This window comes from Azospirillum sp. RU38E (genome assembly GCF_900188385.1).
GTDB lineage: Bacteria > Pseudomonadota > Alphaproteobacteria > Azospirillales > Azospirillaceae > Niveispirillum.
This window is the reverse complement of sequence record NZ_FZOI01000001.1, coordinates 1,003,595-1,028,329: the sequence shown is the minus strand read 5'-3', so window position 1 is coordinate 1,028,329 and position 24,735 is coordinate 1,003,595. Positions and strand designations below refer to the sequence as shown.

Here is a 24,735-nt window from a genome sequence, read left to right as displayed (position 1 = left end):
TGATAACACGGCCAATGGGGAAAAGATGCAGCGGAAACTGGCCCCTTTTATGACGGTTGCGCAGAGGTATCCTGGCGCACCACCCGGCACAGCATCATCGGTTCATCCAGGTTGGAGGTGACCAGCTGGCAATGATCCATATCCGCAGCCAAGCCATAGCGGGGCAGGATATCTTTGGCCGTCCACACTTCCCAATGCGCGACCAGCCAATAGAAATCGCCCTGATGCTGGGTGATGCGTTCCCGCATCACTTGGTTCAGCTTGATATCGCCATGGTCGGGATGGATGAAATAGCTGTGCAGGCGCAGGAAGGGCACCTGCTTGGGAAAGCCGGTGATCAGGAAACTGGTGGGGGCGTAGCCGGTTTGCAGGATGATGGTGTGATCCGGGTTCGGCAGTGTCGGCGCCTTCACCTCCACAAACCGGTCGGCAAACGGCACCCGCGCCCAGGTGCCGGGCTTGCCGGTCACCGAGACCAGCACCAGCAACGCCAGCATGATGCCGCCGCGTACCTTCACCGGCAGCGGCCAGAGCGCCACGGCAGCCAGCATCACGATGGGGGCCAGCATTTCCAGCGGGATCAGATAACGGTAAATGGCGAACAGTTTCAGCCAGACCAGATAGGTGATGGCCGAGCCGACAATCACGTAAAGGGCGGCCCGCCGGTCCACCAGTGCCGCCACCTTGCGCCCGCGCAGGGCCAGCATGATGATGGGCGTGGCCAGCAGCACGATATAGGCCAGCGGCACCCGCAGATCGCGGAAAATGATCTCCCCCACCTTCTTCGGGTCCATCACCCAGGTGAAGGGGAAAAGCAGGCTGGCAACCAGGCCATGGGGGATGAACTTGTCATCCCGATACGCCTCCGGCACGCCCCAGGGGGAGCGGAAAACATCGTTGAAATAGGGGAAGAGCGGGTTCTGGTAATAGGTCCAGAGATGCCACATCCAATGGCCGGAGAACAGCGCCATGCCGGCAATCACCCCGATGCCGAAGAAGAAGGACAGAAACAGCCGCCGCCACAGCCCGCCGGCGATGAACAGGAAGGCAAAGCAGGCCCCCACGGCAAAGGGCAGCGTCGGCTGTTTCAGCCCCACGGCACTGCCCACCAGCAACCCGGCCAGCCCCACCACGCTGTAAGCAGCAACCGGTCGGCCCTGCCACACCGTATCGGCCCTGGCCACCACCAGCCAGGCAGCCCCCAGCACGAACAGGCTGATCACATTGTCATAGAAGGTGGCACCCAGCAGGCCCAACTGCCCAGCCCCGCAGAAGCCGACCACGGCCAGCAGCAGCGCCGCCAGGGCGCGCAGCCGCGCGCCGGCCGCCAGCGGGGCCAGCAGCGCAAAAGCCAGCCCGAACAGCGGCAGGATGTTCAGCCCCTGCACGAAGGACAGCACGAAGGAGACACCGCGCGCCGGCAGCACCTGTGCCAGCAGATATACGGGCAAATCCAGCGTGGGATTATAGAAGCTGGCCACCTGCCCTGGTGCCACATCCATGGTCAGTTCACGGCCATTCAGGAAGGCATAGGCATTATACCAATGGTAATTGCGCAAATCCCAATTTCCGTCCTGCCCCAGGGACAGCGACCATAAACCAACCAGCACCGGAAACAGCGCCAGAACCAGGGTGGAGATCAGACGCCAGCGGCGGGCATCGGCATCAAGGGCGTGGGGCGACATGGGGGCAGATCACCAGGGATGCAGGGCCGAAAGGGCCGGGGTTATTGCCTTCTGATAGGCGGGGTGTGGGGCAAGATCAAGGCGGGCCTGTACAGCCATAACACAATCGGGTACAGCCCGATCCCATGACGACGATCAAAGCCCTGCTCTACCCCTTCGCCACCGGTATGCTTGCCCTGCCGGCCCAGGCCCTGATGCTGCGTGCCCGCGCTGATGCGGCGCTGGAGGCGGGGTGGCAAACCCGGCTGGCCTGCGTTACCGGTTTCAAGCCGGACCATGACGCGCTGGCCAATGCCGGGTTCCGGGTAACGCAAACCGTGCCCGACGGCCCCTATGATGCCGCCCTCTGCCCGCTGACCAAGCACAAGGCCGACAGCCTGGCCGCCATTGCAGAGGCCTGGGCGGCGCTGCCCGTGGGCGGGCTGCTGCTGGCGGCCGGTGATAATGATACGGGTGCGGCCAGCCTGCAGAAAGATGTGGCCAAGGCGCTGGGGCCAGTGGAATCGGCCTCCAAATTCCATGCCCGCATCTTCTGGACCCGCAAGCAGGCAGGGGCGATGCCGGACATGCTGCAATCCTGGCTGGCCGGCGGGCGCACAAGGCTGGTGAATGAGACCGGCTTTCATGCCGGGCCGGGGATGCATGGCTGGAACAAGATCGACCGGGGTTCCAAGCTTCTGGCCGACCATCTGCCGGGGGAGGTGCGCGGCCGCGTCGCCGACCTGGGGGCCGGCTGGGGCTATCTGTCTTCCAAGCTGCTGAAGACCGGTCGCCACCTGAAGGGGCTGGACCTGTTCGAGGCGGATGCCGCGGCATTGGAAGCGGCAAAGCTGAATGTGGAACCGCTGGCCGGCGAAACGCCGCTGCGTTTCCATTGGGCCGACGTGACCCAGGGCCTGCCCCGCCAGCGCTATCACAGCGTCATCATGAATCCGCCCTTCCACAGCGGCAAGGCCACCGACGTGGAACTGGGGGCGGCTTTCATCGAGAAGGCAGCCTACTGCCTGGAAAAGGGCGGATTGCTGCTGATGGTGGCCAATCGCCAGCTTCCCTATGAAGCGGTGATCGACGCCCATTTCAAGGAACGCCGGCTGGTGGCGGAGGCCGATGGCTTCAAGCTGATTGAGGCGCGGGCGTAACGAGAGGCCGCAGGGCCGAATGGTGGCGCGTTGCCATCCGCTTTATGATCGCTTAGATTAATTACGGCCTGATACGTATCAACATAAGTGGGGCCAGCACGACAGCTTGCCCCACTTCATGAGAGGTATCGCCCATGAGCGACCCGACCTTGTACGACCGCGACTTCTACGCCTGGGCCAACGAACAGGCGGCTTTGCTGCGTGCCGGGAAGCTGGACGTGGCGGACATCGCCCACATCGCCGAGGAAATCGAGAGCATGGGCAAGACCGAGAAGCGCGAACTGATCAGCCGCCTTGTCGTTCTACTGCTGCATCTCCTGAAATGGCAGTACCAGCCGGAGCGGCGCGGTGCCAGTTGGGAAGCGACCATCCGCAACCAGCGGCTGGATATTGAAGAGCACCTTGCGGACAATCCCAGCCTGAAAGCCAAGCTTCCGGAAGCCATCCAGGCGGCTTACGAACGGGCCCGCAACAGCGCAACGGCGGAAACCGGCCTTGCCCGTTCGACCTTCCCAACCGCTTGCCCCTGGGGTTTTGACGCGATCATCAATGCTGAATTCTGGCCGGGGAATGGGCAACACTGAACGCGGCCTGACAGCTGCCATCATCAAAAATGAAGTGCCCCCCTCATCCTGATTCGTCCACCCCATCCCCCTGCCCCACGCATTCCCGCCCCTGACGGGACGGCCATTTACCTCTGCCCCCGGATCGCCATATAAAGCCGCATCATGATGATCGACTTTCTCAAGATGCACGGGCTGGGCAATGACTTTGTCATTGTGGATGGCCGCACCCGACCGATCCGCTTTTCGGCAGCGCAGGCGCGCGCCATTGGCGACCGGCGAAAAGGGATCGGTTACGACCAGTTGATCGTCATTGAACCGCCTGTCGATCCGGCCGCCGATATCTTCATGCGCATCCTGAACCCCGATGGCAGCGAGGCTGGGGCCTGTGGCAATGCCACGCGCTGCGTCGCCTCCCTGGTGGCGGGCGATCTGGGGCGGGACCACCTGACCATCCAGACCATTTCCGGCCTGCTGGCCTGCCGCATCCGCGCCGATGGGCTGGTGACGGTGGATATGGGGCCGGCCCGACTGGACTGGCAGGCGATCCCGCTGGCCCATGCCACCGATACCGCCCATGTCGATTTGGCCGAAGGGCCGCTGGCCGATCCGGTCTGCGTCAATATGGGCAACCCCCATGCGGTGTTCTTCGTGGATGATGCGGACGCGGTGGACCTGCCGCGCTTCGGCCCGGTGCTGGAAACCCATCCCATCTTCCCCAACCGCGCCAATATTGAGGTGGCACATGTCACCGGCCCGGCAGCGGTGCGGATGCGGGTATGGGAACGCGGGGCCGGCATCACCCAGGCTTGCGGGTCGGGTGCCTGCGCCGTTGGCGTGGCCGCCATCCGGCGCGGGCTGGTCCAGGGTCGCCGTGTGACGGTGACGTTGGATGGCGGCGCATTGATCATTGAATGGCTGGAAAATGGCCATGTACTGATGACCGGCCCGGTGGCGACATCCTTCCGGGGCACCTTGGGGCCGGAATTGCTGGGCGTGCCGGCATGAGCGTGGAAACCAACCTGCCCGATGCCGCCGACCTGCATGACCATGCGCATGAAGGTGGCGAAGGCGGCCCGGCGGAAGTGACCGGCGGGGCCGGGGAACCCACGCTGGTCACCTTCGGCTGCCGGCTGAACGCCTATGAATCAGAGGTGATGCGCACCCATGCGCGTCAAGCCGGGCTGGCGGATGTGGTGATCGTCAATACCTGTGCTGTCACGGCAGAGGCGGAGCGTCAGGCCCGCCAGACCATCCGCCGGATGCGCCGCGAGCGGCCCGAGGCGAAGATCATTGTCACCGGCTGTGCCGCCCAGGTGAACCCGGAAAAGTTCGCCGCCATGGGCGAGGTGGATCATGTGCTGGGCAATGATGCCAAGCTGACCGCCACCCCCTGGGCCGATTTCGGCACCGGCACGGCGGAACGGGTCGCCGTCAACGATATCATGAGCGTGACGGAGACGGCAGGCCATCTGATCCAGGGGATGGAGGGCCGCGCCCGCGCCTTCGTTCAGGTACAGAATGGCTGCGACCATCGCTGCACCTTCTGCATCATCCCCTTTGGCCGGGGCAATTCCCGCTCTGTGCCGATGGGGGAGATTGTCGCCCAGGTCCGCGCCCTGGTGGCGACGGGCTATAATGAGGTGGTGCTGACCGGGGTGGATATCACCTCTTTCGGGGCCGATCTGCCGGGCAAGCCGACCCTGGGCCAGATGACCCGCCGCCTGCTGGCCGCCGTGCCGGAACTGCCGCGCCTGCGCCTGTCTTCCCTGGATGCGGTGGAGATGGATGAGGATCTGTGGCGGCTGATCGCCGAAGAACCCCGCCTGATGCCGCATCTGCATTTGTCCCTGCAGGCCGGCGACGACATGATCTTGAAGCGGATGAAGCGCCGCCATCTGCGCGATGATGCCATCGCCTTTGCCGAAAAGGCGCGCTCCCTGCGTCCCGACATTGTTTTCGGTGCCGACATCATCGCCGGTTTCCCGACGGAGACGGAAGAGATGTTCCAGAACAGCCTGCGCATTGTTGAAGAATGCGGGCTGACTTGGCTGCACGTCTTTCCCTACAGCCCACGCCCTGGCACGCCCGCCGCCAAGATGCCCCAGGTGCCTGGCCCCATCCGCAAGGAACGCGCGGCCCGGCTGCGCGCTGCGGGGGAGGCACAGGTGGCCCGCTATCTGGCCTCTCAGCTGGGTCGTTCCGTCAGCGTATTGGTTGAAAAGCCTGGCCTGGGCCGGAATGAGGGCTTTGCCGAAGTGCAAGTTCCCGATCATTATGAAGCCGGAACGATCCTGCGCGCCCATATTACCGGCATTGCCGGCCATCAACTTACCGCCACGGTCCTTGACTGATGCTGAACTGGTTCAAGAAGAAAACCCCGCAGCCCGCACCTGAAAATGATCTGCGGCGGCGCGGCCCTGTCACCGAAACGGAAACGGTGGTGGCACCGGTGCCGGCGGCGACGGTGCCCGATGAACCGGTGAAGGAAGCGGCGGCGGAAACGCCGGCCCCCATTCCGGTACCCCCGCCGCTGGTCGAGCAGAAGGCGGTTGAGCCAGCGCCTGTTCCCCCCCCTGTCCCACCGGTGCCGGCACCTGAACCGGCCCCGGTGGAAGTGGCGCAGGAAGAACCGGCGGCGAGCCTGCCTCCGGTCCCTGTCGCCCCGCCCCCGCCGGCTGTATCGCCGGTGGATGAGCCGCTGCCGGAGCTGGAGGACAAGCCGGAACGGAAAAGCTGGTTCTCCCGGCTGAAGGATGGCCTGTCCAAATCCACCGCCCGCCTGACCGACGGCATCACCGGCATCTTCACCAAGAAGAAGCTGGATGATGAGGCGCTGGAGGAGCTGGAGGAACTGCTGATCCGGGCCGATCTGGGGCCGGTCACGGCGGCACGGCTGGCCAATGGCCTTGCCAAGACCCGCTTCGGCAAGGAAGTCTCGGCCGAAGAGGTGAAGGATTATCTGGCCGGAGAGGTGCAGAAGATCGTGGAGCCGGTGGCCAAGCCGCTGGTGATCGATGCCACCAAGAAGCCGCATGTCATCCTGCTGGTTGGCGTCAATGGCACCGGCAAGACGACGACCATCGGCAAGCTGGCCCGCCAGTTCCGGGCGGAGGGCAAGAATGTCTGGCTGGCCGCCGGCGACACGTTCCGCGCCGCCGCCGTCTCCCAGCTGCAAATCTGGGGTGATCGCACCGGCTGCCCGGTCATCTCCAAGCCGACCGGCGCTGATGCGGCCGGTCTGGCCTATGAGGCACTGGAGCGGGCGACCGCTGCCGGGGCCGATGTGCTGCTGATCGACACGGCCGGCCGTTTGCAGAACAAGGCCGGCCTGATGGAAGAGCTGCGCAAGATCGTTCGTGTGATCAAGAAGCTGCAGCCCGACGCGCCCCACACCACCCTGCTGACGCTGGATGCCACCACCGGCCAGAATGCGCACAGCCAGGTGGAGGTGTTCAAAGACATGGTCTCCATCAATGGCCTGATCCTGACCAAGCTGGATGGCTCCGCGCGCGGTGGCGTGCTGGTGGCGCTGGCGGAAAAGTTCAATCTGCCGGTTCATGCCATCGGTGTGGGCGAAGGCGTGTACGATCTGCGCCCGTTCGAGGCCCGTGCCTTTGCCCGCGCCCTGGTCGGGCTGGAAGGCTGAACCCAATCTGAACGCCCCATTCAGGGCCAGTTCAGGGATAAGGGATTATTGCTGATGGTGTGAGGGCGGAACCCCGCCCTCCCCTTTCAGGAATATCCCCATGAATTACGGCAAATTCTCCGCCGTGTTCCTGCTGTTGGGCGCGGTCGCCGTTGGTGGCTATGCCCTGCTTGCGCAGGCCGGCGCCATCCCCCGCCCTGCCGGTGCCGGCGACGCCCCGTCCCCCCAGCATCATGAGTCCGATCATGATGAAAAAGGGGAGGATTGACGCCATGAGCACGCTTGATATCCCCCACAGCGCCGCCCCCATTCCGGTCTGGGACCGGCTGATCCGGGCACTGCACTGGACCCTGGCGGGCGCCTTCCTCATCAGTTGGCTGACAGCGGAAGAGATAATGCTGCCCCATATGGCGGCGGGCTTCACCATCCTGGCCATCATCGCCATCCGGGCTTTCTGGGGGCTGACCGGCCCGGCCCACGCTCGGTTTGCCGGATTCGTTCCCTCACCGGGTACGCTTTTCGCCTATCTGGGCGATCTGCTGCGGGGACGTGCTGCCCGTTATGTCGGCCATAATCCGGCCGGCGGTGCCATGATCGTGGCCCTGTTGGTGGGTCTGCTGTTCACCACCGCCAGCGGTGTGGCCTTGAAATTCGGGGTGCCCGGCCTGCCCCTGACCCATCATCAGGTGGAAGAACTGCATGAGGCGGCGGCGACGGGTACCCTGATCCTGGTTTGCCTGCATGTGGCCGGCGTCCTGCTGTCCAGCCTGCTGCACCGGGAAAATCTGGTGCGCTCCATGGTGACCGGCCTCAAGCGTCCGTGATGATACCGGTAGGGCCGCCTTGGCGGCCCCACCCAAACAGCACCATGCGCCTGTGTCACCCGCGCCACCCGCTTCCGCTTTCGTCAAGTCTTCACAAAATGCCCTCTTCCCAAAGCACCCCGAACGGGCGCATAAAAAAGTGCAAACTCATAGGAGCTTGCACAGTGAACTCACCCAAAAATTTTGTAACTGACCATTCGGTGGAAAGCTTCACCGACGCCGAGGCCGCTTACGCCCGTGTCCGGGCGCTTTATGATGAGGCGGTGGCGTATCTGCGCGGGCGTTTTTCCGCCTTTGCGCATGGGGAAGATCTGGGCGGCCGTGTCCGCGCCTGCTACCCGTTCATTCAGCTGCGTATGGACAGCGAACCCCGCGTCGATAGCCGCCTGTCCTATGGATTCGTGCATGGCATGGGCACATTCCGCACCACCATCACGCGGCCGGACCTGTTCGACCATTATCTGCAACATCAATTTTCCCTGCTGCTGAAGAATCACGGCGTGCCCTTGGAAGTGGGCATCAGCGATACGCCGATCCCCATCCAGTTCGCCTATCCGGAGGGGATGCATGTCGAAGGCGATCTGACGCCGGAGCGGCTTTACCAGCTGCGCGATTATTTCGACCTGCCCGATCTGGTCTATATGGATGACAGTATTGTCAACGGCACCCATGTTACCCCGCCCGGCGCGCCGCGCCCCTTGGCGCTGTTCACCGCGCCGCGCGTGGATTACAGCCTGCATCGGCTGAAACATTACACGGCCACCAAGCCGGACCATTTCCAGAATTACGTGCTGTTCACCAACTACCAGTTCTATATCGATGAATTCGTGCGGCGCGGGCTGGAGATCATGGAGCCGTCGGACGATCCGGCGACCCAGCATTACCGCAGCCAGTATGAAGCGTTTGTGGAACCGGGCGACCATGTGACCTGGAACCAGCACCTGTTCCCCGGCAAGGAATGTGACGGCACCAAGGTGGCCCGCCTGCCGCAGATGCCGGCCTACCATCTGAAGCGCAAGGATGGGAACGGCATCACCATCGTCAATATCGGCGTCGGCCCCTCCAACGCCAAGACGATCAGCGACCATATCGCCGTGCTGCGCCCGCATGTCTGGCTGATGCTGGGCCATTGTGCCGGCCTGCGCGATACCCAGCGCCTGGGTGATTATGCGCTGGCCCATGGTTATGTGCGTGAAGACAAGGTGCTGGATGCCGATCTGCCCACCTGGGTGCCGATTCCGGCCCTGGCAGAAGTGCAGGTGGCCCTGGAAGGGGCGGTGGAGAAGGTGACCGGCCTGAAGGGCTGGGAGCTGAAATCCATCATGCGCACCGGCACCGTCGCCACCATCGACAACCGCAACTGGGAACTGCGCGACCATAGCGAACCGGTACAGCGCTTCAGCCAGTCCCGCGCCATCGCGCTGGACATGGAATCGGCCACCGTGGCCGCCAATGGCTTCCGCTTCCGCGTGCCCTACGGCACGTTGCTCTGCGTGTCGGACAAGCCGCTGCATGGGGAATTGAAGCTGCCCGGCATGGCCAACCATTTCTACCGCGCCCGTGTGGATCAGCATCTGGCCATCGGGATGCTGGCAATGGAAATCATGCGGGATTACGGGCTGGCCCGCCTGCATAGCCGCAAGCTGCGCAGCTTCGCCGAGGCGGCCTTCCAGTAAACGCCAAGGGAGCGGAAGCGCCCGCCCGGCGTCTGAGGGAGATTAATATCGATGAGGAAGGGGCCTGTTCCGGCGGGAGGAACAGGCCCCTCTCTTCCAAATGGCCCCTGGCAGGGGCCGCAGGATGGTGGATGCGGGAACCGGGCCGGATGGCAGTCCAGCGCTGATTTTATCCCGCCCGTGCCACCCTGTTGGATTTCTTGACCTGATACATGGCGGCGTCTGCCCGGCGAATGACCTCTTCTTCCCGGTCATTGGCGCCATAGGCTTCCACCCCGAAACTGGCCCGCAGGGGCAGATCCAGCATCTGCCAGCGACAGGTCAGCGCATTGAAGCGGCGCGACAGGGCTTTGGCCCGCTCGGCCCCCTGGCCCGCCTCCACATCCGTCAACAGTACGGCGAATTCATCGCCGCCGAACCGGGCCACCACATCATGGGCCCGCACATTATCGGCCAGCGCCCGCGCCACCTGGCGCAGATAATGATCGCCGCAGAGATGGCCATGCACATCATTGATGGCCTTGAACCCGTCAAGATCGACAATTGCCAGCACCCCGCCTTTGCCGCTGCGGCGCGCGCTGGCCAGTTCGCGGCGGAACGCATCAACAAAGCCGCGCCGGTTCGGCAGCCCCGTCAGCTCATCCGTCATGGCCAAGGCTTCCAGATGCTCAATCCGTTCCTTCTGCTCGGCAATCCGGGCTTCGGCCGCCCGCAGCCGCAGCATGGCATCCTGAAGCAGCTTGCCATAGGCCGCATCATCCGGGGGCAGGCGCCGGGGGGCCGGGAAAGGCAGCCCGCGTTCAACACCAACCGCCAAGCCAAGGGCGGAGGCCGCAAGCGGAACGGCAAGGTTGGTATCAAGCAGGGTCATCGGTTAGCTCCATTGCACGGAGACGCTGGTTGCCCATACAGCAGCAACCGACATGCCAACCGGGACTTCATGTCAGATCAGCGACTTATGGCCATGGGCGCCGGAGGCACTTCCCGCCCCCCGGCAAATTCTGCCCCTGCTGACGGGCCGATATCGGCAGAAGCTGCCGCCCCGCCCCCTTTGGGCCATCCCCCTGAAAGTCCATTGCAGCGCCTTGCTGCAAAGCGCAAGATGGGGGCCCCTATCCGTTCCAAGGGTTGACCTGCAACGTGTCCGCTCCCGTCGCCGCCCCCCGTTCCGCCCATCGCCGCCCCGTTGCCCTGCTGCTGTCGCTGCTGATGTTGGGCGGGGCGGTTGCCCCTGCCGGGGCCGGCACTGCCAACATCGCCCCGCACAAGGCCACCTATAAGCTGAGCCTGGATCATGCCCGCCTACAAAGCGGCATTTCGGATGTCAGCGGGCAGATGAGCTTCGCCTTCAACGATGCCTGTGATGGCTGGACCATCAACCAGCGTTTCCAGGTGAAATTCGCCTATAGTGAGGGGGAGGAGACCGAACTGGTCACCAACTACGCCACCTGGGAGGCCAAGGACGGTTCGGCCTATCGCTTCAATGTGCGCAAGCTGGTGAATGGGGAGGTGGATGAGGAGCTGTCTGGCGGCGCCAATCTGGACAAGGCCAAGGGCGGCAGCGCGCGCTATGACAAGCCGGAGGCCAAGACGGTGGCGCTGAAGCCCGGCACCATGTTCCCCTCGGCCCACACATTGCGGGTTCTGGCGCAGGTCGGCACCGATGACAACCTGTTCTCCGTCCCCATTTTCGATGGGGCGGAGGCGGAAGGTGCCAGCGAGGTGAACACGGTCCTGGGCAAGCTGCGCCCTCCTGCCCCGGCGCAGATCAAGGTGAAGGACAAGGATTTGCTGGCCGCCAAGGCCTGGCAGGTCTCCCTGGCCTTCTTCCCCACCGCACCGGGGGAGCCGCTGCCGGAATATGAAACCAGCATGGAGCTGCTGGAAAACGGCGTCATGCGTTCCATGCTGGTGGATTACGGCGACTTCCGGGTGCGGATGGAGCTGGAGAATCTGGAGAAGGTCTCAAGCCCCGCCTGCTGATGCATAATGCAATGCCATCAGCAAAGAAATACGCGGCCAAGCACCGTTGCACTATGCAAATAGCGACATGGAAATCAGCTCACGGATGCTGATTTCCATGTTTTTCAGGGCGATACCACCACATCCCAATAATGGCACGAAATTTGCCCTTTACCTGAGACCGGTTTAGAAACCGGATAAGGCCGAAAAGGCCACCAGGAACCGAGGTAGTGCCATGACCCGTTTTTTTGCCAAGAAGGCCATCGCCTTCATCGCCCTCCTGTTGCCTGTTCTCGTCGGCCTTACCGGCACGGCGTCTGCCCACAGCCTGAAGCTGCGTGGCAAGATGGAAACGGTGTGCGAGTTGAAGATCAACGATCTGGCGCGCGGCCTGAACCTTGGTAAAGGGGAATCCTCTGTCACCGTCGGTACGGTGAATGAGCAGTGCAATCAGTTCGGCTTTGTCGTCGGTATCAGCTCGGCCAATCGCGGTGCGCTGGTAGATCAGCGTGGCAACCGCATCCCTTATCAGGTGCAATATGATGGGTCCGGCCTGCTGTCGTTGAGCGGGGAATGGATGTGGCTGCGTTTCTGGCCCAGCGTTGGGGACAATAACAAGGATTTGCAGGTCACGGTGCCCGCCCGCCCGCAGGCCACCGCCGGTGATTACAGCGACACCATCATGATCACCATCGCCGCCCTTTAAGAAGAAAGGCCGCCGGATCGCCCCGGCGGCCTTTGCTTTACCCGTGACACGGAACCCGGATCAGGCCGCCGCCGTCGTCACCTGCTTGTTCTGCTCGCGCGTCTTCAGCAAGCGGATTTCGGGGAAATCCTCCTGCGCGCGGTTCAACTGCCAGCCATTGCGAGCCAGATAGACCAGGGCGCCATCATGGTCTTCCGCCATATCGGCCCGGCGGCTGTCAATGAAGGCTTTCAGCTTCACCGGATCGTCGCATTCCACCCAGCGGGCGGCATCATAACCCGCCGTCTCAAACCGGGCCTTCATGCCATATTCGGCCTCGATGCGTGAGGCCAACACCTCGAACTGCAACTGACCGACGACGCCGACCACCCAGTCGGCACCGACGATGGGCTTGAACACCTGCGAGGCACCCTCCTCGGCGAAATGTTCCAGCGCCTTGCGCAGATGCTTCACCTTCATCGGGTCATCCAGGCGCACGCGCTGCAACAGTTCCGGCGCGAAGCTGGGAACGCCGGTGAAGCGCAAATCCTCGCCTTCCGTCAGCGTGTCACCGATGCGCAGCGTACCATGGTTGGGAATGCCGATAATATCGCCGGGGAAGGCATCTTCCGCCAGTTCCCGGTCACGCGCCAGGAACAGCACGGCATTATTGACCGCCAGCAACTTGCCCGACCGCATATGTTTCAGCTTGGTACCGCGCTTGAAATGGCCGGAACAGAGGCGGAAAAACGCGATACGGTCGCGGTGGTTGGGGTCCATATTGGCCTGGACCTTGAACACAAAGCCCGTGACCTTGCCCTCATCCGGCTCGACTTCACGGCCATCTGCCTTTTGCGGGCGCGGCGGCGGGGCATATTCGGCCAGCCCCAGCAGCAATTCGCGCACGCCGAAATTATTGATGGCGGAACCGAAGAAGACCGGCGTCTGGTGGCCTTCGCGGTAGGTTTCCATGTTGAAGGGCGGGCAGAGTTCCCGCACCATCATCACATCCTCGCGCAGCTTGGCCGCCTGATCGGCGGGGATCAACTGGTCGATCTTGGGATCATCAATGCCGTTGCATTCAATGCCGTCGGTCGCCACATCGCCAGAACGGCGATCCATCAGGATCAGCCGGTCGCGGATCAGATCATAACAGCCCCGGAAATCGGAGCCGGAACCGATGGGCCAGGAGGCCGGCGTGACCTCAAGCTGCAGGTCACGCTCCACCTCATCCATCAGCTCGAACGGGTCGCGCGCCTCGCGGTCCATCTTGTTGACGAAGGTGATGATGGGCACGTCGCGCATCCGGCACACCTCGAACAGCTTGCGCGTCTGTGCCTCGATGCCCTTGGCGGCGTCGATCACCATGACGGCGCTGTCCACGGCGGTCAGCGTGCGATAGGTATCTTCGGAGAAATCCTCGTGGCCCGGCGTGTCCACCAGGTTGAAGGTACGACCGGCATAATCGAAATTCATCACCGATGCGGTGACGGAGATGCCGCGCTCCCGCTCCACCTTCATCCAGTCCGACCGGGCGCGCCGCTGCTCCCCGCGCGCCTTCACGGCACCCGCCATCTGGATGGCGCCACCGAACAGCAGCAGCTTTTCCGTCAACGTCGTCTTACCCGCGTCGGGGTGCGCGATGATGGCAAAGGTGCGGCGCTTGGCGACTTCTTCTTCAAGGATATTGGCGGGCATGGACGATACTCTGCTGCTTGGAATGCGGCGTGCCGGGTGACTTAACGGAACCCTGGCCGGGCAGGCAATGAAAAACCCCTCCCCCGCTGGCAAGCGGGAGAGGGGGAGAATTTACAACAGATCAGCCCTGACGGAACGGGCGGCGCGTGGCAGCACCGGCACCGGCTTCGCGGGCCTCACCACGGCGTTCGCCGCGGAATTCCCGCCGGCCTTCGCCACCAGCATTACCACCCTGGTCGCGGAAATCGGCACGGCCTTCACCACCATGGCCGTGCGGACGGCCCTTGCTGGCATGGGGCTTGTAGGGGTTGGTCTTGTGCGGGTGCGGACCACGGGCCGGACGCTCACCAGCCACCTCACCGCCCACCGGGGCGGCATCGGGGGACCAGCCACGGCGTTCACCGCCATGATGCGGACGGTCGCCATGCTGTTCGTGCTGGCGGGGCTGATGGCCTTCGCCGGCCGGACGCTCGGCACGCTCGCCACCGGCGGCGAAACGGTCCTCACGGCGTTCACGGCGCTCGCCGTTCCAGCCACCCTGACCGCCCTGTTCGCCTTCACGGCGCGGGCCACCACGATAGCCGCCGCCCTGGCCATAGCCACCGCGATTGCCACCGAAGGACTTGCCGCCGCCATAGCCGCCCTTGCCGAACGGCTTGCCGCCGGCACCAGCGGGACGGAACTTGCGCTCCTGCTCCGGCATCGGCTCCAGGCCCGGCAGGGTGGTCTGCACATGCGGCTGACCGGTGTACTGTTCAATCGCACGGACCAGATTGCGGTCCTGGCGGGTGAACAGGCTGTAGGAAATGCCGGTGGCGCCAGCGCGGCCGGTACGGCCGATGCGGTGGACATAATCCTCCGCCACGCGCGGCAGGTCGAAATTGATGACGTGGCTGATGTCGGAAATGTCAATGCCGCGGGCAGCCACATCGGTGGCGACCAGAACATTGATGCGGCCATCGCGCATCCACTGCACCACGCGGTTACGCTCGCGCTGCTGCATGTCGCCATGCAGCGGCATGGCGCGGTGGCCCTTGTCGGAAAGCTGATCGGCCATCACATCGCAATCGGCCTTGGTGGCCATGAACACGATGCCCTTGCCGAAAGCCTCATCCTCCAGCAGGCGGGCCAGCAGCTTGTGCTTATGGTCCAACCCGTCGGCGCGTAGCCAATGCTGGGTGATGGAAATGTTGGTGACGGTCTTGCCGGCCACGTCCACGCGGACGGGATTCTTGGTCAGGCTGCTGGCCAGCTTTTCCGCCGTGCGGTCCAGCGTGGCGGTGAACAGCATGGTCTGGCGGGCTTCCGGGCAGGCGCCGGCAATCTGTTCCACCGCATCGCGGAAGCCCATGTCCAGCATCCGGTCAGCTTCGTCCAGCACCAGCATTTCAACGCAGCTAAGATCGACCTTGCCATTTTCCAGATGGTCGATCAGGCGGCCCGGCGTGGCGACGATCAGGTCGGCGCGGCGGCGCAGCATTTCAATCTGGGCGCGATAGGGCATACCGCCCAGCACCGAACCGGTTTGGATACGGCCGAACTTGGACAGGATGCGCACCTGATCCAGCACCTGGGTGGCCAGTTCGCGGGTCGGCGTCAGCACCAGGACGCGCGGGCCCCAGGAACCGGCATCACGCGGGGTGGCGGCGATACGGGCCAGCGCCGGCAGCACGAAGGCCGCGGTCTTGCCGGTACCGGTATTGGCCGACGCCACAACGTCGCGGCCTTCCAGGGCTGCCGGAATGGCCTGGGCCTGAATGGGGGTAGGATTGACATAACCCAGTTCTTCCACGGCCTGCAGCAGGGTGGACGGAAGGGCGAGTTCGGCAAAGGTAATGGTCACGGTCAAAGCGATATCTTCTCAAGCAGACGACCCAAGGCTTCGCCCACCGCCGCAATCAAGCGGCGGGGCACGGGCAAAGCGCAAAGGCTGCGGGGTGCCGGACTTTGCGGCACCAACGCGATTGCGCATGAGCGGCTTGACTTGTTCGGAGAGCGAAGGGGGCAGCCATCCACCGGGGACAGGCACCTTGATACGACCCGACTCAATCTCGGGGCGTTCAATAGGGCGGCACATAGGTCCGCCGGGGCCCCTCAGCCACTCGGTGATGGCGGATAGATAGGGGCATTGCCGCCGCAACGCCAGACAATTCCACCACAGGGCTGGGCAGCGCCCGGCGCAGGGCGTGGCCCGTCAGATATGCTGATAAATCTCTTCCAGGGAAATTTCTGCGCCCAGGCTGGCCAGCGGCAGGACTGCATCGCCGATGAAGTTACGCTGCAACCAGCCCTCTGGCACCCGGCTGACCAGTTGCACCCGGCGTTCGTCGGACCAGACCAGCAGCACCTCACGCACCGTTTCGATGAACTGGTAATCATGCAGCTTGCGGCCCCGATCATGGTCCATCGTGCTGTCCGACAAAACCTCCACCACCAGACAGGGCGGCGTGCCGTCCCCCACCTTACCGCCACAGATCACCACGATATCAGCCTGATAATAATTGCGTTGGGACCGATGGGGCGGGCGGATGCCGGCTTCCACCGCAACACGGCAGCCCGGCGGCAAAACCTGGCGCAAGGCCGCCGCCAGATTGCCGACAATGACGGAATGCGCCTCCGATGGTGGGGCCATCGCCACGGGGTGACCATCGATCAGTTCATGGCGCGTATCGGTGCCATCCCCCCAGGTCAGGAAGGTTTCGACATCCATCAGCGCCTGCACCGCATCGCCTGCCATGGCGAACCCTTTCCCGACCAGGGGCTTGATCTATTCAGGATGATGGCCCCGTCCGTGCCGCTGATCAAGCCCGTGGCGGATTGAAGGGAAACAGGGTTGCACTATACTCCCCGGCGTTTCGCCTGATGGGCGAAGGAAACGGAGGTTCCATGCACCAGACCGACGCCGAAGCCCAGTGCCTGCTGGGTGCTGTCAACGCCCCCCTGACCCGCCGGATGTTTGCCGTGACCAGCCTTGCCACCGGGTTCGCCCTGTCCACCCTGCCCGTCTCCGCCCAGACCATCACCACGCCCGCCGACGGGCTGCTGGCCGGTGAGGTGAAAATCCCCGTGGGCGACGGCGAACTGCCCGCCTATCGCGCCCAGCCGGCGGGCAAGGGCCCGTTCCCCGTGGTGCTGGTGGTGCAGGAAATTTTCGGGGTGCATGAACATATCAAGGATGTCTGCCGCCGCTTCGCCCGCGAAGGCTATCTGGCCATCGCGCCGGAGCTTTATGCCCGCCAGGGCAATCCCGCCGGGATCAGCGACATTCAGGCCCTGATCAAGGATATCGTCAACAAGGTGCCCGATGCGCAGGTGATGGCCGACCTGGACAGCACCGTCACCTGGGCCAAGGCCAATGGCGGCGATACGGCCCGGCTGGGGGTAACCGGTTTCTGCTGGGGCGGGCGCATCACCTGGCTTTATGCCACCCACAATCCGGCCGTGAAGGCCGGTGTTGCCTGGTATGGCCGGCTGGTCACGCCGGGGACGGCGCTGCAGCCCATGGTGCCGGTGGATCTGGTGCAGAAGCTGAATGCCCCGGTGCTGGGGCTTTATGGCGGCAAGGATAGCGGCATCCCGCTGGAGGATGTGGAACGGATGCGCACCGCCCTGAAGGCGGCGGGCAAGACCAGCAGCGACATCCATGTCTATCCCGAAGCACCGCACGGCTTTTATGCCGATTACCGGCCGAGCTATCGCCCGGAAGAGGCGGCGGACGCCTGGAAGCGCTGCATCGGCTGGTTCAAGGCCAACAAGGTCGGGTAATCATGCCACCCTTTCTGGCGGCCATCGCCCTGGTGCTGTTCTGCCAGTTGCTGGGGGAGGCGCTGGCGCGGGCCAGCACCCTGCCCCTGCCCGGCCCGGTGCTGGGGGCGGTGCTGTTGTTCGCGCTGATCGTCTGGCGCGGCGGGCCGGGGGAGGCGTTGCGCAGCTTCGCCGACGGCCTGCTGCGCCATCTCTCCTTATTATTCGTGCCGGCGGGGGTGGGGCTGATCCAGCATCTGGACCGGTTGGCGGCGGAATGGCTGGCGGTGGGTGTGGCGCTGGTCGGCTCCACCATCCTGACCCTGCTGGTCACCGGGGGGGTCTTCACGTTGGTGGCACGCTGGCAGGAAAGGCGGCGGGGGAAAATAAGCTTATGAATCTCTGGGTCTATCTGGCGACCACGCCGCTTTTCTGGCTGACGGCAACGATTCTGGCCTTTCTGATCGCTGGCTGGGTGCATGAAAAGGCCGGGCGGCCGCCCTGGGCCAACCCGGTGGCGCTGTCTATCCTGTTGCTGATGGGGGTGTTGTTCGCCACCAACACCCCCTACCCCATCTATTTTGCCGGCGCCCAGTTCGTGCATTTCATGCTGGGGCCGGCAACGGTCTGTCTGGCCGTGCCGTTCTGGACACACCGGCATGATGTACGCGCCATGGCCCTGCCGCTGCTGGCCGCCATCCTGTCCGGTGTGGTCACGGCGATCAGCAGTGCGGTGGGGCTTGCTTGGTGGCTGGGGGCGGATCGGCTGACCGTCGCCTCCATCGTGCCGAAATCGGTGACGGCACCGGTGGCCATGGGCATTGCCGAACAGATCGGCGGCCTGCCCTCGCTGACCGCCGCCCTGGTGCTGGGTACCGGCATCCTGGGGGCCATGATCGGCCCCGGCGTGCTGCGGCTGGCGGGCCTGCGCGACCCACGCGCCATGGGCACGGCCATGGGCTGCGCCGCGCACGGCATCGCCACGGCTGCCGCCTTCCAGATCGATCCCAAGGCTGGAACCTATGGCGGCATCGCCATGGCCTTGTCCGGCCTGTTGACCGCCGTGCTGGTATCGCTGGCGGTGTTGGTGATGGGTTAAATCACGCTTGTTGCGCCAGGCAGATCAGCCCCGGCACCGGCTGGCCCCGGTCAATGCGGGTGCTGTGATGGCACAGGGTCAGAATGCTGAAGCCCGCCTGCGCCAGGGCCTGCCGCACATGTGCCTCCGCATGGGCGAAGCGGCGGCCTTCATGCAGCAGGAAGCCATCCGGCTGGTCCACCCGTTCACAGGTAAAGGCAAACAGCCCGCCCGGCCGCAGAACAGTGGCTGCCGCCGCCATCACCGGCCGCAGATCGCCCAGATAAACCAGCACGTCGGCCGCCAGCAGCAGATCGGCGCTGGCGGGGCGCTGCGTCAGGCTTTCCACCAGTTCACCCACCCATAATTCATGATAGATGTCCCGCGCACGGGCCTTCTCCACCATGCGGGGGGAGAGGTCGAACCCCGCCAGACGGCGCGCCATGTCGCGCACGGCCAGCCCCGCCAGCCCGGTGCCGCAGCCGGCATCCAGCACGTCGCGCCCGCCGGCAATACCCTGTTCGTCCAGCACCGCCCGCAACGCCGCCGGCGCGTCATAATGCAGGCGGCCGACCAGTTCGCGGTCAAACCGGTCGGCATAGGTATCGAACAGGGCGCGCACGAAGGTGGCCGGCAGGTCGGCCGGGGCATCGGCCGCCTCCAACTGGTCCAGCAGCCCCTGGGCACCCGCCGAATCGCCGGGGTCCAGTTCCAGCGCCCGGCGCAGGCTGGTGGCCGCCTTGGCCGGTTCGGCCAGCGCCAGCCAGCCGCGCGCCTGGGCCACGGCAGCAAAGGGAAGGGCCGGGTCGGCCGGGTGGGCCTGGGCCAGGGCGACGGCCAGGGCCTCCACCGCTGGCAAGGGCTCACCGGCTGTCGTCAGAATATCGGCAATGTCGCCTAGCGACTCCAGATCATGCGGGGCCAGGAAGATGGCCTCGCGCGCATGGGAAACCGCAGCCTCAATCTTCCCCGCCTCCAGGCACAGGCGGGCCATGTGGCGATGGGCGGTCGGGTCGTCTCCCCGCTGGGCCAGTATTTCCGCGCAAAATCGCTGCGCCTCCTCCCGCCTTGCCGGCAACTGCATCAGGGATGACAGGCGGGCCCGCCGCCACGGCCCATGGCCGGGGTCATCGGCCAGCGCGCGGGTGAACAGGGCGACGGCCTGTTCATGCTCCCCCGCTTCAGCCCTTAATTCGGCCAGCAGGCCGGCGATCTCCCCCCCTGCCCCCTGTTCTGTTGCCTGATACAGGATGGCGATGGCGCCGCCGCGATCTCCCTGGTCCAGCAGTTCGAAGGCGCGCGCGAGGGTGTCTGTCATGATCGTCTTGTGGGCAGGAAGGGCGGATGACGCTGCTATATCACGCCGCTTTTCCGGCGAGAGCCGGCGGCCCACGCTGGGCAGACCCGGCCCTTTTGCTGAAAAAGGAGTCTTTCTGTGCTTTTGCCGCACCAGTTAGAGTTTTTTCTGGTTGACCCAATGCGCGGCATCTGGGATTGATATGCGGCCGGCGCATGGAGCCGGTGTTCGATATAGGGAGCGGTCACCGCATTTCGTAACGGTGGCCTGATTGCGGCGCCCGCGCACAAGCGGGCAGATGGCGGAAAGAACCGGATTGGCCGGACCTGACGCCACCAACGGACTGGAGCCTGGGATGACCGATACGACGATGCGTGAGCACCGCAAGGCCAAGCCCAGCCGATTTGCGTCCGGTCGCCTCATCTCCCGCATCGCCGCTGGCGCCTTTGCCTTTATCGGTCTCGGTCTCGTCGCCGGGCAGGCCCAGGCCGGCTGCACCGATAATATCCTGGCTGCTGAAAAAGAATTCAACATCCCCAAGGGCATGTTGCTGGCCGTCTCCCTGGTGGAGAGCGGTGGCGGCGGTACGCCCAGCCCCTATATCATGAACGTGCGCGGTCGTGCCGTGTTCCCAGGGAATGAGACGGAAGCCGCCCGTTACCTGCGTGACAGCAAGGGCAACCTGCGCGACGGCGTTTTCGCCGGCTGTATGCAGCTCTCCCTGGCCCATCACAAGCAGGCCTTCCGCCCGGTCGAAAAGATCGTCAATCCGGAAGCCAATGTCCGCTACGCTGCCAAATATCTGGTGCAGTTGCGTCAGGAACTGGGGAGCTGGGCTGGCGCTGTCGCCCGTTACAATGGCTCTGCCGGCTTCAAGGCCGCTGCCTACCAGTGCAAGGTTCAGCGCCAGTTGGTGAGCCTTGGTGCAGATCAGAGCGCTTCACTGATTGATGCCCGCAATTGCGGTGCCGCCGACGCCCCGTCCATCGCCCCGCGTACCCGCCGCGCCTTTGAACAGCACAGCGATACGCCGGTTGGCTGATCGGCTGTTCTGTATCTGAGCCATGGAAAAGGCCCGGCAGTGGCATCGCTGCCGGGCCTTGTTGTTTTTGCCCCTCACAGCAGGCGGGGTTGCGTCGCTTTACCGGCACCCGGCAGCAGTTCCGGCACGGCTTCGGCCAGCATGTCGCCGGCGGCCTCATCCAGCAGTGCATCCAGGGCGCTGCCATAGACCTGTTCGCGCCCGATCTCCAGCAACACCGGCACCGCCAGGGGGGAGATGCGATCCAGCCGACGGTGCTGGATGCGGCCCTTGACCCTGCCCAGCATGTCGGACAGGCGGCGCACATCGGTCAACCCGGCCGCCGCATCGGCACGGGTGGCACGCAGCAGCACATGGCCCGGCTCGTGTTTTCGCAGCACATCATAGATCAGATCGGCGCTGAAGATGACCTGCCGCCCCGTCTTCTCCAATCCCGGATGCCGGCGTTCGATCAAGCCGGCAATGATGGCGACGTTGCGGAACAACCGTTTCAGCATGGAGGATTCCTCCATCCAGGCTTCCAGATCGTCGCCCATCATGTCCTGATCAAACAGGAAATCCAGGTCGGTGGCCGGCTTCAGCGCCCAGGTGGCCAGCACATAATCGGTCGCCACGAAGCCCAGCGGGTGCAGCCCCGCCCGCTCCATCCGCCGTGTCAGCAACATGCCCAGCGTCTGGTGGGCATTGCGCCCTTCAAAGCAATAGGCAACCAGGAATTCCTTGCCGGCACGCGGAAAACTCTCCACCAACAGGCCCGAGCGGTCCGGCAGGGTGGAACGATATTGCTGCAGCCGCAGCCATTCCTGCACCGTGTCCGGCAGACGGTCCCAATGGCGCGGGTTTTCCAGCAGCCCGCGCACCCTTTCGGCCAGATGGGTGGAAAGCGGCAGCCGCCCGCCGGCATAGGCGGGCACCTTGGGCGTGCCCTCCCCGCCCTTGGCGACAATCACCTCCGTCTCCCGCACACCAACGAATTTCAGCAATTGGCCGGCAAAGACGAAACTGTCGCCCGGCACCAGTCCATTGACGAAATATTCCTCCACCCGGCCCAGTACCGCCCCGCGGTTCAGCCGGACATTCAGCATGATCTCTTCAACAATGGTGCCAACATTCAGCCGGTATTGCCGGCTCACCTGCGGGTTGGCGGCCCGCCACAACCCATCCTCATCCCGCGTCAGCCGTTTGAAGCGATCATAAGCCCCCAGCGCGTAACCGCCGGATGCGACGAAATCAAACACATCATCAAATTCATCGCGTGACAGGTCGGCATAGGGGGCGGCCCGCACCACTTCGACATAAAGCGCGTCGACGCTGAAGGGGGCGGAACAGGCGGTGCCGGTAATGTGCTGCGCCAGCACATCCAGGGCGCCCGGCCGCGTCGGGTCACCATCCAGGGTGCCGTCGGCAATGGCCTCCACCGCCGCCTCGCATTCCAGCACCTCGAACCGGTTGCCGGGCACCAGCAGCGCCTTGGAGGGTTCATCCAGCCGGTGGTTGGCGCGGCCGATGCGTTGCAGCAGGCGCGACACGCCCTTGGGCGCCCCCACCTGTACCACCAGATCGATCCCCGCCCAGTCGATCCCCAGATCCAGGGAAGAGGTGGCGACAACAGCACGGAGTTTTCCGGCGGCCATGGCTGCTTCCACCTTGCGGCGCTGTTCCACCGCCAAGCTGCCATGGTGCAGGGCGATGGGCAGGTTTTCCGTGTTCAGCCGCCACAGCTCCTGAAATGCCAGTTCCGCCTGGGCACGGGTATTGACGAAGATCAGCGTCGTGCCATGGTCGCGGATACGCTGATACACCTCCGCTAGCGCGTGCAACGCCATATGGCCGGCCCAGGGCAGATATTCCTTGGTCGCCAGAATCTCCACCGTCGGCCGCGCGCCGGCGCGGCCCAGCACGGTGCGCACCGGGGCCAACTCCCCCTCATCATCATGCAGCCGACCGGTGGGGGAGAGATAGGCCACCAGCGCATCCGGATCGGCCACCGTGGCCGACAAGCCCGCCCGCAAGGCACCGGGCGCCAGGCTGGAAAGCCGCGCCAGGCCCAGCGCCAGCAGGTCACCCCGCTTGCTGCCGGCCAGCGCGTGCAGCTCATCAATCACGATCCGGCGCAGCGGCCGGAAAATATCCGCCGCTTCGGGGTAGGAGAGCATCAGGGCCAGGCTCTCCACCGTCGTCATCAGGATATGCGGTGGTTTGCTGCGCTGGCGGGCACGCTTGGCCTCCGGCGTATCACCGGTGCGGGTTTCAGCCCGGATGGGCAGGCGCAGGCTGGCAATCGGCGTTTCCAGATTGCGCTGGATGTCCACCGCCAGCGCCTTCAGCGGCGAGATATAAAGCGTGTGCAGCCCCTCACGCGGGCGTTCCGACAGGTCGATCAGGGTCGGCAGAAAGCCAGCCAGCGTCTTGCCCGCCCCAGTCGGCGCGATCAACAGCGCGTGCTGCCCATCCGCCGCCGCGCGGACCATCGCCACCTGATGATCGCGCGGGGCCCAGCCCTGCGAGCGGAACCAGCCGGCAATGGCGGGGGGGATCAGATTATCGACGGGCTCAAGCGCATCCATCGGCGCATCATGGCGGAACGCAGCACGAACGGAAAGGGGGAGTATCCGACGTTAACGAAAGAGAGCCTTGCCGCAGCAGGCAATCAACACACTCTTATCAGCCCTGTCGCCGCGTGGAACGATCATGCTGAAACGCCTCGCTCTTCTCGCCCTGCCGCTGCTGTTGCTGGCCGGCTGCAACCGCATCCCGGAAAACGCGCCGCCCACTGTGGAGGCGGTGGATATCCAGCGCTATCAAGGCACATGGTACGAGATTGCGGCCTTCCCCAACCGGTTCCAGAAGAATTGCACCGCCACCCGTGCGGAATACCGGCTGCGCGATGATGGTAAGGTCGATGTTACCAACCGCTGCCACCTGGGCAATCCCAAGGGCGAAGAAAATATCGCCAGGGCCACCGCCCGGCTGGACCCGGCCAAACCAGATGGTTCCAGGCTGCTGGTCAGTTTCTTCCCGCTGATTGAGGGGAATTACTGGATTTTGGGCCTGGACCCGGATTATCGCTGGGCCCTGGTGGGGGCGCCGGGACGGGATTATCTCTGGATTCTCGCCCGTACACCCGACATGGACCCCGGCACCTATGATGATATTGTCGCCCGCGCCCAGGCGCTGGGCTTCGATACAGCGAAGCTGAAAAAGACAGTGCAGCCGGGGTGAAAATCGGCCAGGGTCGGGGGGATGGAGAAATCATGACAACGTCCCCCGCCGATCACATCCGCCTTGCGACGAAATCGGATATCCCTAACCTGATGCAAATCCGGCTTTCGGTGCGGGAAAACATCCTGTCCAACCCGGCCAAGGTGCCGGAGAGCGCCTATGACCCGTTCATCGAACAAGGATCGCTTTGGCTATGCGAACAGGTCACAGGCAAATGTCTGGGGTTTGCCGCCGCCGATCTGCGCGATGGCAGCATCTGGGCGCTGTTCATTTCCCCTGAGGCGGAGGGCCGGGGCATCGGGCAAAGCCTGATGGCGCAGATGATCGGCGATCTGCGCCGCGCCGGCTGGCAACAGGCGACCTTATCTACCCAACCAGAAAGCCGCGCCGCCGCCTTTTACCAGCGCAATGGCTGGGTAGCGGGCGGGATGACCGGCGGCGGCGAGCAGATTTTTATCCGCCCACTGTGAG

General features: G+C 64.4%; 23 protein-coding genes. 16 read left to right on the top strand and 7 right to left on the bottom strand.

What is annotated here, in order from left to right; genetic code table 11:
- Nucleotides 1-47 precede the first annotated feature (47 nt).
- Nucleotides 48-1,685: a TMEM199/VMA12 family vacuolar ATPase assembly factor gene (locus CHB97_RS04405; protein WP_244559380.1), complete on the bottom strand. Its 1,638-nt coding sequence runs from the start codon at nucleotides 1,683-1,685 to the stop codon at nucleotides 48-50.
- A 125-nt stretch (nucleotides 1,686-1,810) separates the two neighbouring features.
- Between CHB97_RS04405 and CHB97_RS04400 the strand changes: the two genes are divergently transcribed.
- The 8 genes from CHB97_RS04400 to CHB97_RS04370 all read left to right on the top strand — a co-directional run bounded on the left by CHB97_RS04400 (nucleotide 1,811) and on the right by CHB97_RS04370 (nucleotide 9,536).
- Nucleotides 1,811-2,824: a class I SAM-dependent methyltransferase gene (locus CHB97_RS04400; RefSeq protein ID WP_089286671.1), complete on the top strand. Its 1,014-nt coding sequence runs from the start codon at nucleotides 1,811-1,813 to the stop codon at nucleotides 2,822-2,824.
- 134 nt (nucleotides 2,825-2,958) lie between these two features.
- Nucleotides 2,959-3,408, top strand: a complete 450-nt coding sequence (locus CHB97_RS04395; RefSeq protein WP_089286670.1) for a DUF29 domain-containing protein — start codon at nucleotides 2,959-2,961, stop codon at nucleotides 3,406-3,408.
- A 144-nt stretch (nucleotides 3,409-3,552) separates the two neighbouring features.
- Nucleotides 3,553-4,395 (top strand): diaminopimelate epimerase, encoded by an 843-nt coding sequence (dapF, locus tag CHB97_RS04390; protein ID WP_089286669.1) that lies wholly within the window; start codon nucleotides 3,553-3,555, stop codon nucleotides 4,393-4,395.
- Nucleotides 4,392-5,741: a tRNA (N(6)-L-threonylcarbamoyladenosine(37)-C(2))-methylthiotransferase MtaB gene (gene mtaB / locus CHB97_RS04385; RefSeq protein WP_089286668.1), complete on the top strand. Its 1,350-nt coding sequence runs from the start codon at nucleotides 4,392-4,394 to the stop codon at nucleotides 5,739-5,741. Before dapF ends, mtaB begins: the two co-directional genes overlap by 4 nt.
- Nucleotides 5,741-7,036 (top strand): signal recognition particle-docking protein FtsY, encoded by a 1,296-nt coding sequence (gene ftsY / locus CHB97_RS04380; RefSeq protein ID WP_089286667.1) that lies wholly within the window; start codon nucleotides 5,741-5,743, stop codon nucleotides 7,034-7,036. The genes mtaB and ftsY overlap by 1 nt, the downstream gene beginning before the upstream one ends.
- Before the next feature lie 100 nt (nucleotides 7,037-7,136).
- A complete protein-coding gene (locus CHB97_RS26295; protein WP_160105551.1) occupies nucleotides 7,137-7,304 on the top strand; it encodes a hypothetical protein in 168 nt (55 codons plus the stop codon).
- A 4-nt stretch (nucleotides 7,305-7,308) separates the two neighbouring features.
- Nucleotides 7,309-7,860 (top strand): cytochrome b/b6 domain-containing protein, encoded by a 552-nt coding sequence (locus CHB97_RS04375; RefSeq protein ID WP_089286666.1) that lies wholly within the window; start codon nucleotides 7,309-7,311, stop codon nucleotides 7,858-7,860.
- 164 nt (nucleotides 7,861-8,024) lie between these two features.
- Nucleotides 8,025-9,536: an AMP nucleosidase gene (locus CHB97_RS04370; protein ID WP_244559379.1), complete on the top strand. Its 1,512-nt coding sequence runs from the start codon at nucleotides 8,025-8,027 to the stop codon at nucleotides 9,534-9,536.
- A 169-nt stretch (nucleotides 9,537-9,705) separates the two neighbouring features.
- On the opposite strand, the gene CHB97_RS04365 is transcribed toward CHB97_RS04370, so the two are convergent.
- Nucleotides 9,706-10,407, bottom strand: a complete 702-nt coding sequence (locus tag CHB97_RS04365) for a GGDEF domain-containing protein (RefSeq protein WP_089286664.1) — start codon at nucleotides 10,405-10,407, stop codon at nucleotides 9,706-9,708.
- A 269-nt stretch (nucleotides 10,408-10,676) separates the two neighbouring features.
- Between CHB97_RS04365 and CHB97_RS04360 the strand changes: the two genes are divergently transcribed.
- Entirely contained in the window at nucleotides 10,677-11,519 is an 843-nt protein-coding gene (locus tag CHB97_RS04360; RefSeq protein ID WP_143270703.1) for a cell envelope integrity EipB family protein, read from the top strand.
- A gap of 214 nt (nucleotides 11,520-11,733) precedes the next feature.
- Complete coding sequence (locus CHB97_RS04355; RefSeq protein ID WP_089286662.1) at nucleotides 11,734-12,204, top strand: hypothetical protein; 471 nt, start codon at nucleotides 11,734-11,736, stop codon at nucleotides 12,202-12,204.
- 60 nt (nucleotides 12,205-12,264) lie between these two features.
- Here the strand turns inward: CHB97_RS04355 and CHB97_RS04350 are convergent, their stop codons facing one another.
- The 3 genes from CHB97_RS04350 to CHB97_RS04340 form a co-directional block, all read right to left on the bottom strand.
- Nucleotides 12,265-13,881, bottom strand: a complete 1,617-nt coding sequence (locus CHB97_RS04350) for a peptide chain release factor 3 (RefSeq protein ID WP_089286661.1) — start codon at nucleotides 13,879-13,881, stop codon at nucleotides 12,265-12,267.
- A gap of 121 nt (nucleotides 13,882-14,002) precedes the next feature.
- Entirely contained in the window at nucleotides 14,003-15,724 is a 1,722-nt protein-coding gene (locus CHB97_RS04345) for a DEAD/DEAH box helicase (protein ID WP_244559408.1), read from the bottom strand.
- Nucleotides 15,725-16,075: 351 nt separating this feature from the next.
- Entirely contained in the window at nucleotides 16,076-16,618 is a 543-nt protein-coding gene (locus CHB97_RS04340; protein ID WP_089286659.1) for a Uma2 family endonuclease, read from the bottom strand.
- A gap of 149 nt (nucleotides 16,619-16,767) precedes the next feature.
- On the opposite strand from CHB97_RS04340, the gene CHB97_RS04335 reads away from it, so the two are divergent.
- Genes CHB97_RS04335 through CHB97_RS04325 form a run of 3 tightly spaced genes read left to right on the top strand, consistent with a single transcriptional unit; the run spans nucleotide 16,768 to nucleotide 18,724 of the window.
- Nucleotides 16,768-17,646: a dienelactone hydrolase family protein gene (locus CHB97_RS04335; RefSeq protein ID WP_089286658.1), complete on the top strand. Its 879-nt coding sequence runs from the start codon at nucleotides 16,768-16,770 to the stop codon at nucleotides 17,644-17,646.
- Nucleotides 17,647-17,648: 2 nt separating this feature from the next.
- Nucleotides 17,649-18,023 carry a CidA/LrgA family protein gene (locus tag CHB97_RS04330; protein ID WP_089286657.1) on the top strand — a complete coding sequence of 125 codons (375 nt, stop codon included), beginning with the start codon at nucleotides 17,649-17,651 and terminating at the stop codon, nucleotides 18,021-18,023.
- Nucleotides 18,020-18,724 carry an LrgB family protein gene (locus CHB97_RS04325; protein WP_089286656.1) on the top strand — a complete coding sequence of 235 codons (705 nt, stop codon included), beginning with the start codon at nucleotides 18,020-18,022 and terminating at the stop codon, nucleotides 18,722-18,724. Before CHB97_RS04330 ends, CHB97_RS04325 begins: the two co-directional genes overlap by 4 nt.
- 1 nt (nucleotide 18,725) lies before the next feature.
- On the opposite strand, the gene CHB97_RS04320 is transcribed toward CHB97_RS04325, so the two are convergent.
- A complete protein-coding gene (locus tag CHB97_RS04320; RefSeq protein WP_089286655.1) occupies nucleotides 18,726-20,021 on the bottom strand; it encodes a tetratricopeptide repeat protein in 1,296 nt (431 codons plus the stop codon).
- A 334-nt stretch (nucleotides 20,022-20,355) separates the two neighbouring features.
- Here CHB97_RS04320 and CHB97_RS04315 point away from each other — a divergent pair, with 334 nt between their 5' ends.
- A complete protein-coding gene (locus CHB97_RS04315; protein ID WP_089286654.1) occupies nucleotides 20,356-21,042 on the top strand; it encodes a transglycosylase SLT domain-containing protein in 687 nt (228 codons plus the stop codon).
- A 74-nt stretch (nucleotides 21,043-21,116) separates the two neighbouring features.
- On the opposite strand, the gene CHB97_RS04310 is transcribed toward CHB97_RS04315, so the two are convergent.
- Nucleotides 21,117-23,609, bottom strand: coding sequence for a ligase-associated DNA damage response DEXH box helicase (locus CHB97_RS04310; RefSeq protein WP_089286653.1), 2,493 nt, complete (start codon nucleotides 23,607-23,609; stop codon nucleotides 21,117-21,119).
- 124 nt (nucleotides 23,610-23,733) lie between these two features.
- On the opposite strand from CHB97_RS04310, the gene CHB97_RS04305 reads away from it, so the two are divergent.
- Nucleotides 23,734-24,264, top strand: coding sequence for a lipocalin family protein (locus CHB97_RS04305; RefSeq protein ID WP_089286652.1), 531 nt, complete (start codon nucleotides 23,734-23,736; stop codon nucleotides 24,262-24,264).
- A gap of 32 nt (nucleotides 24,265-24,296) precedes the next feature.
- Complete coding sequence (locus tag CHB97_RS04300) at nucleotides 24,297-24,734, top strand: GNAT family N-acetyltransferase (protein ID WP_200819794.1); 438 nt, start codon at nucleotides 24,297-24,299, stop codon at nucleotides 24,732-24,734.
- Nucleotide 24,735: the final 1 nt, after the last annotated feature.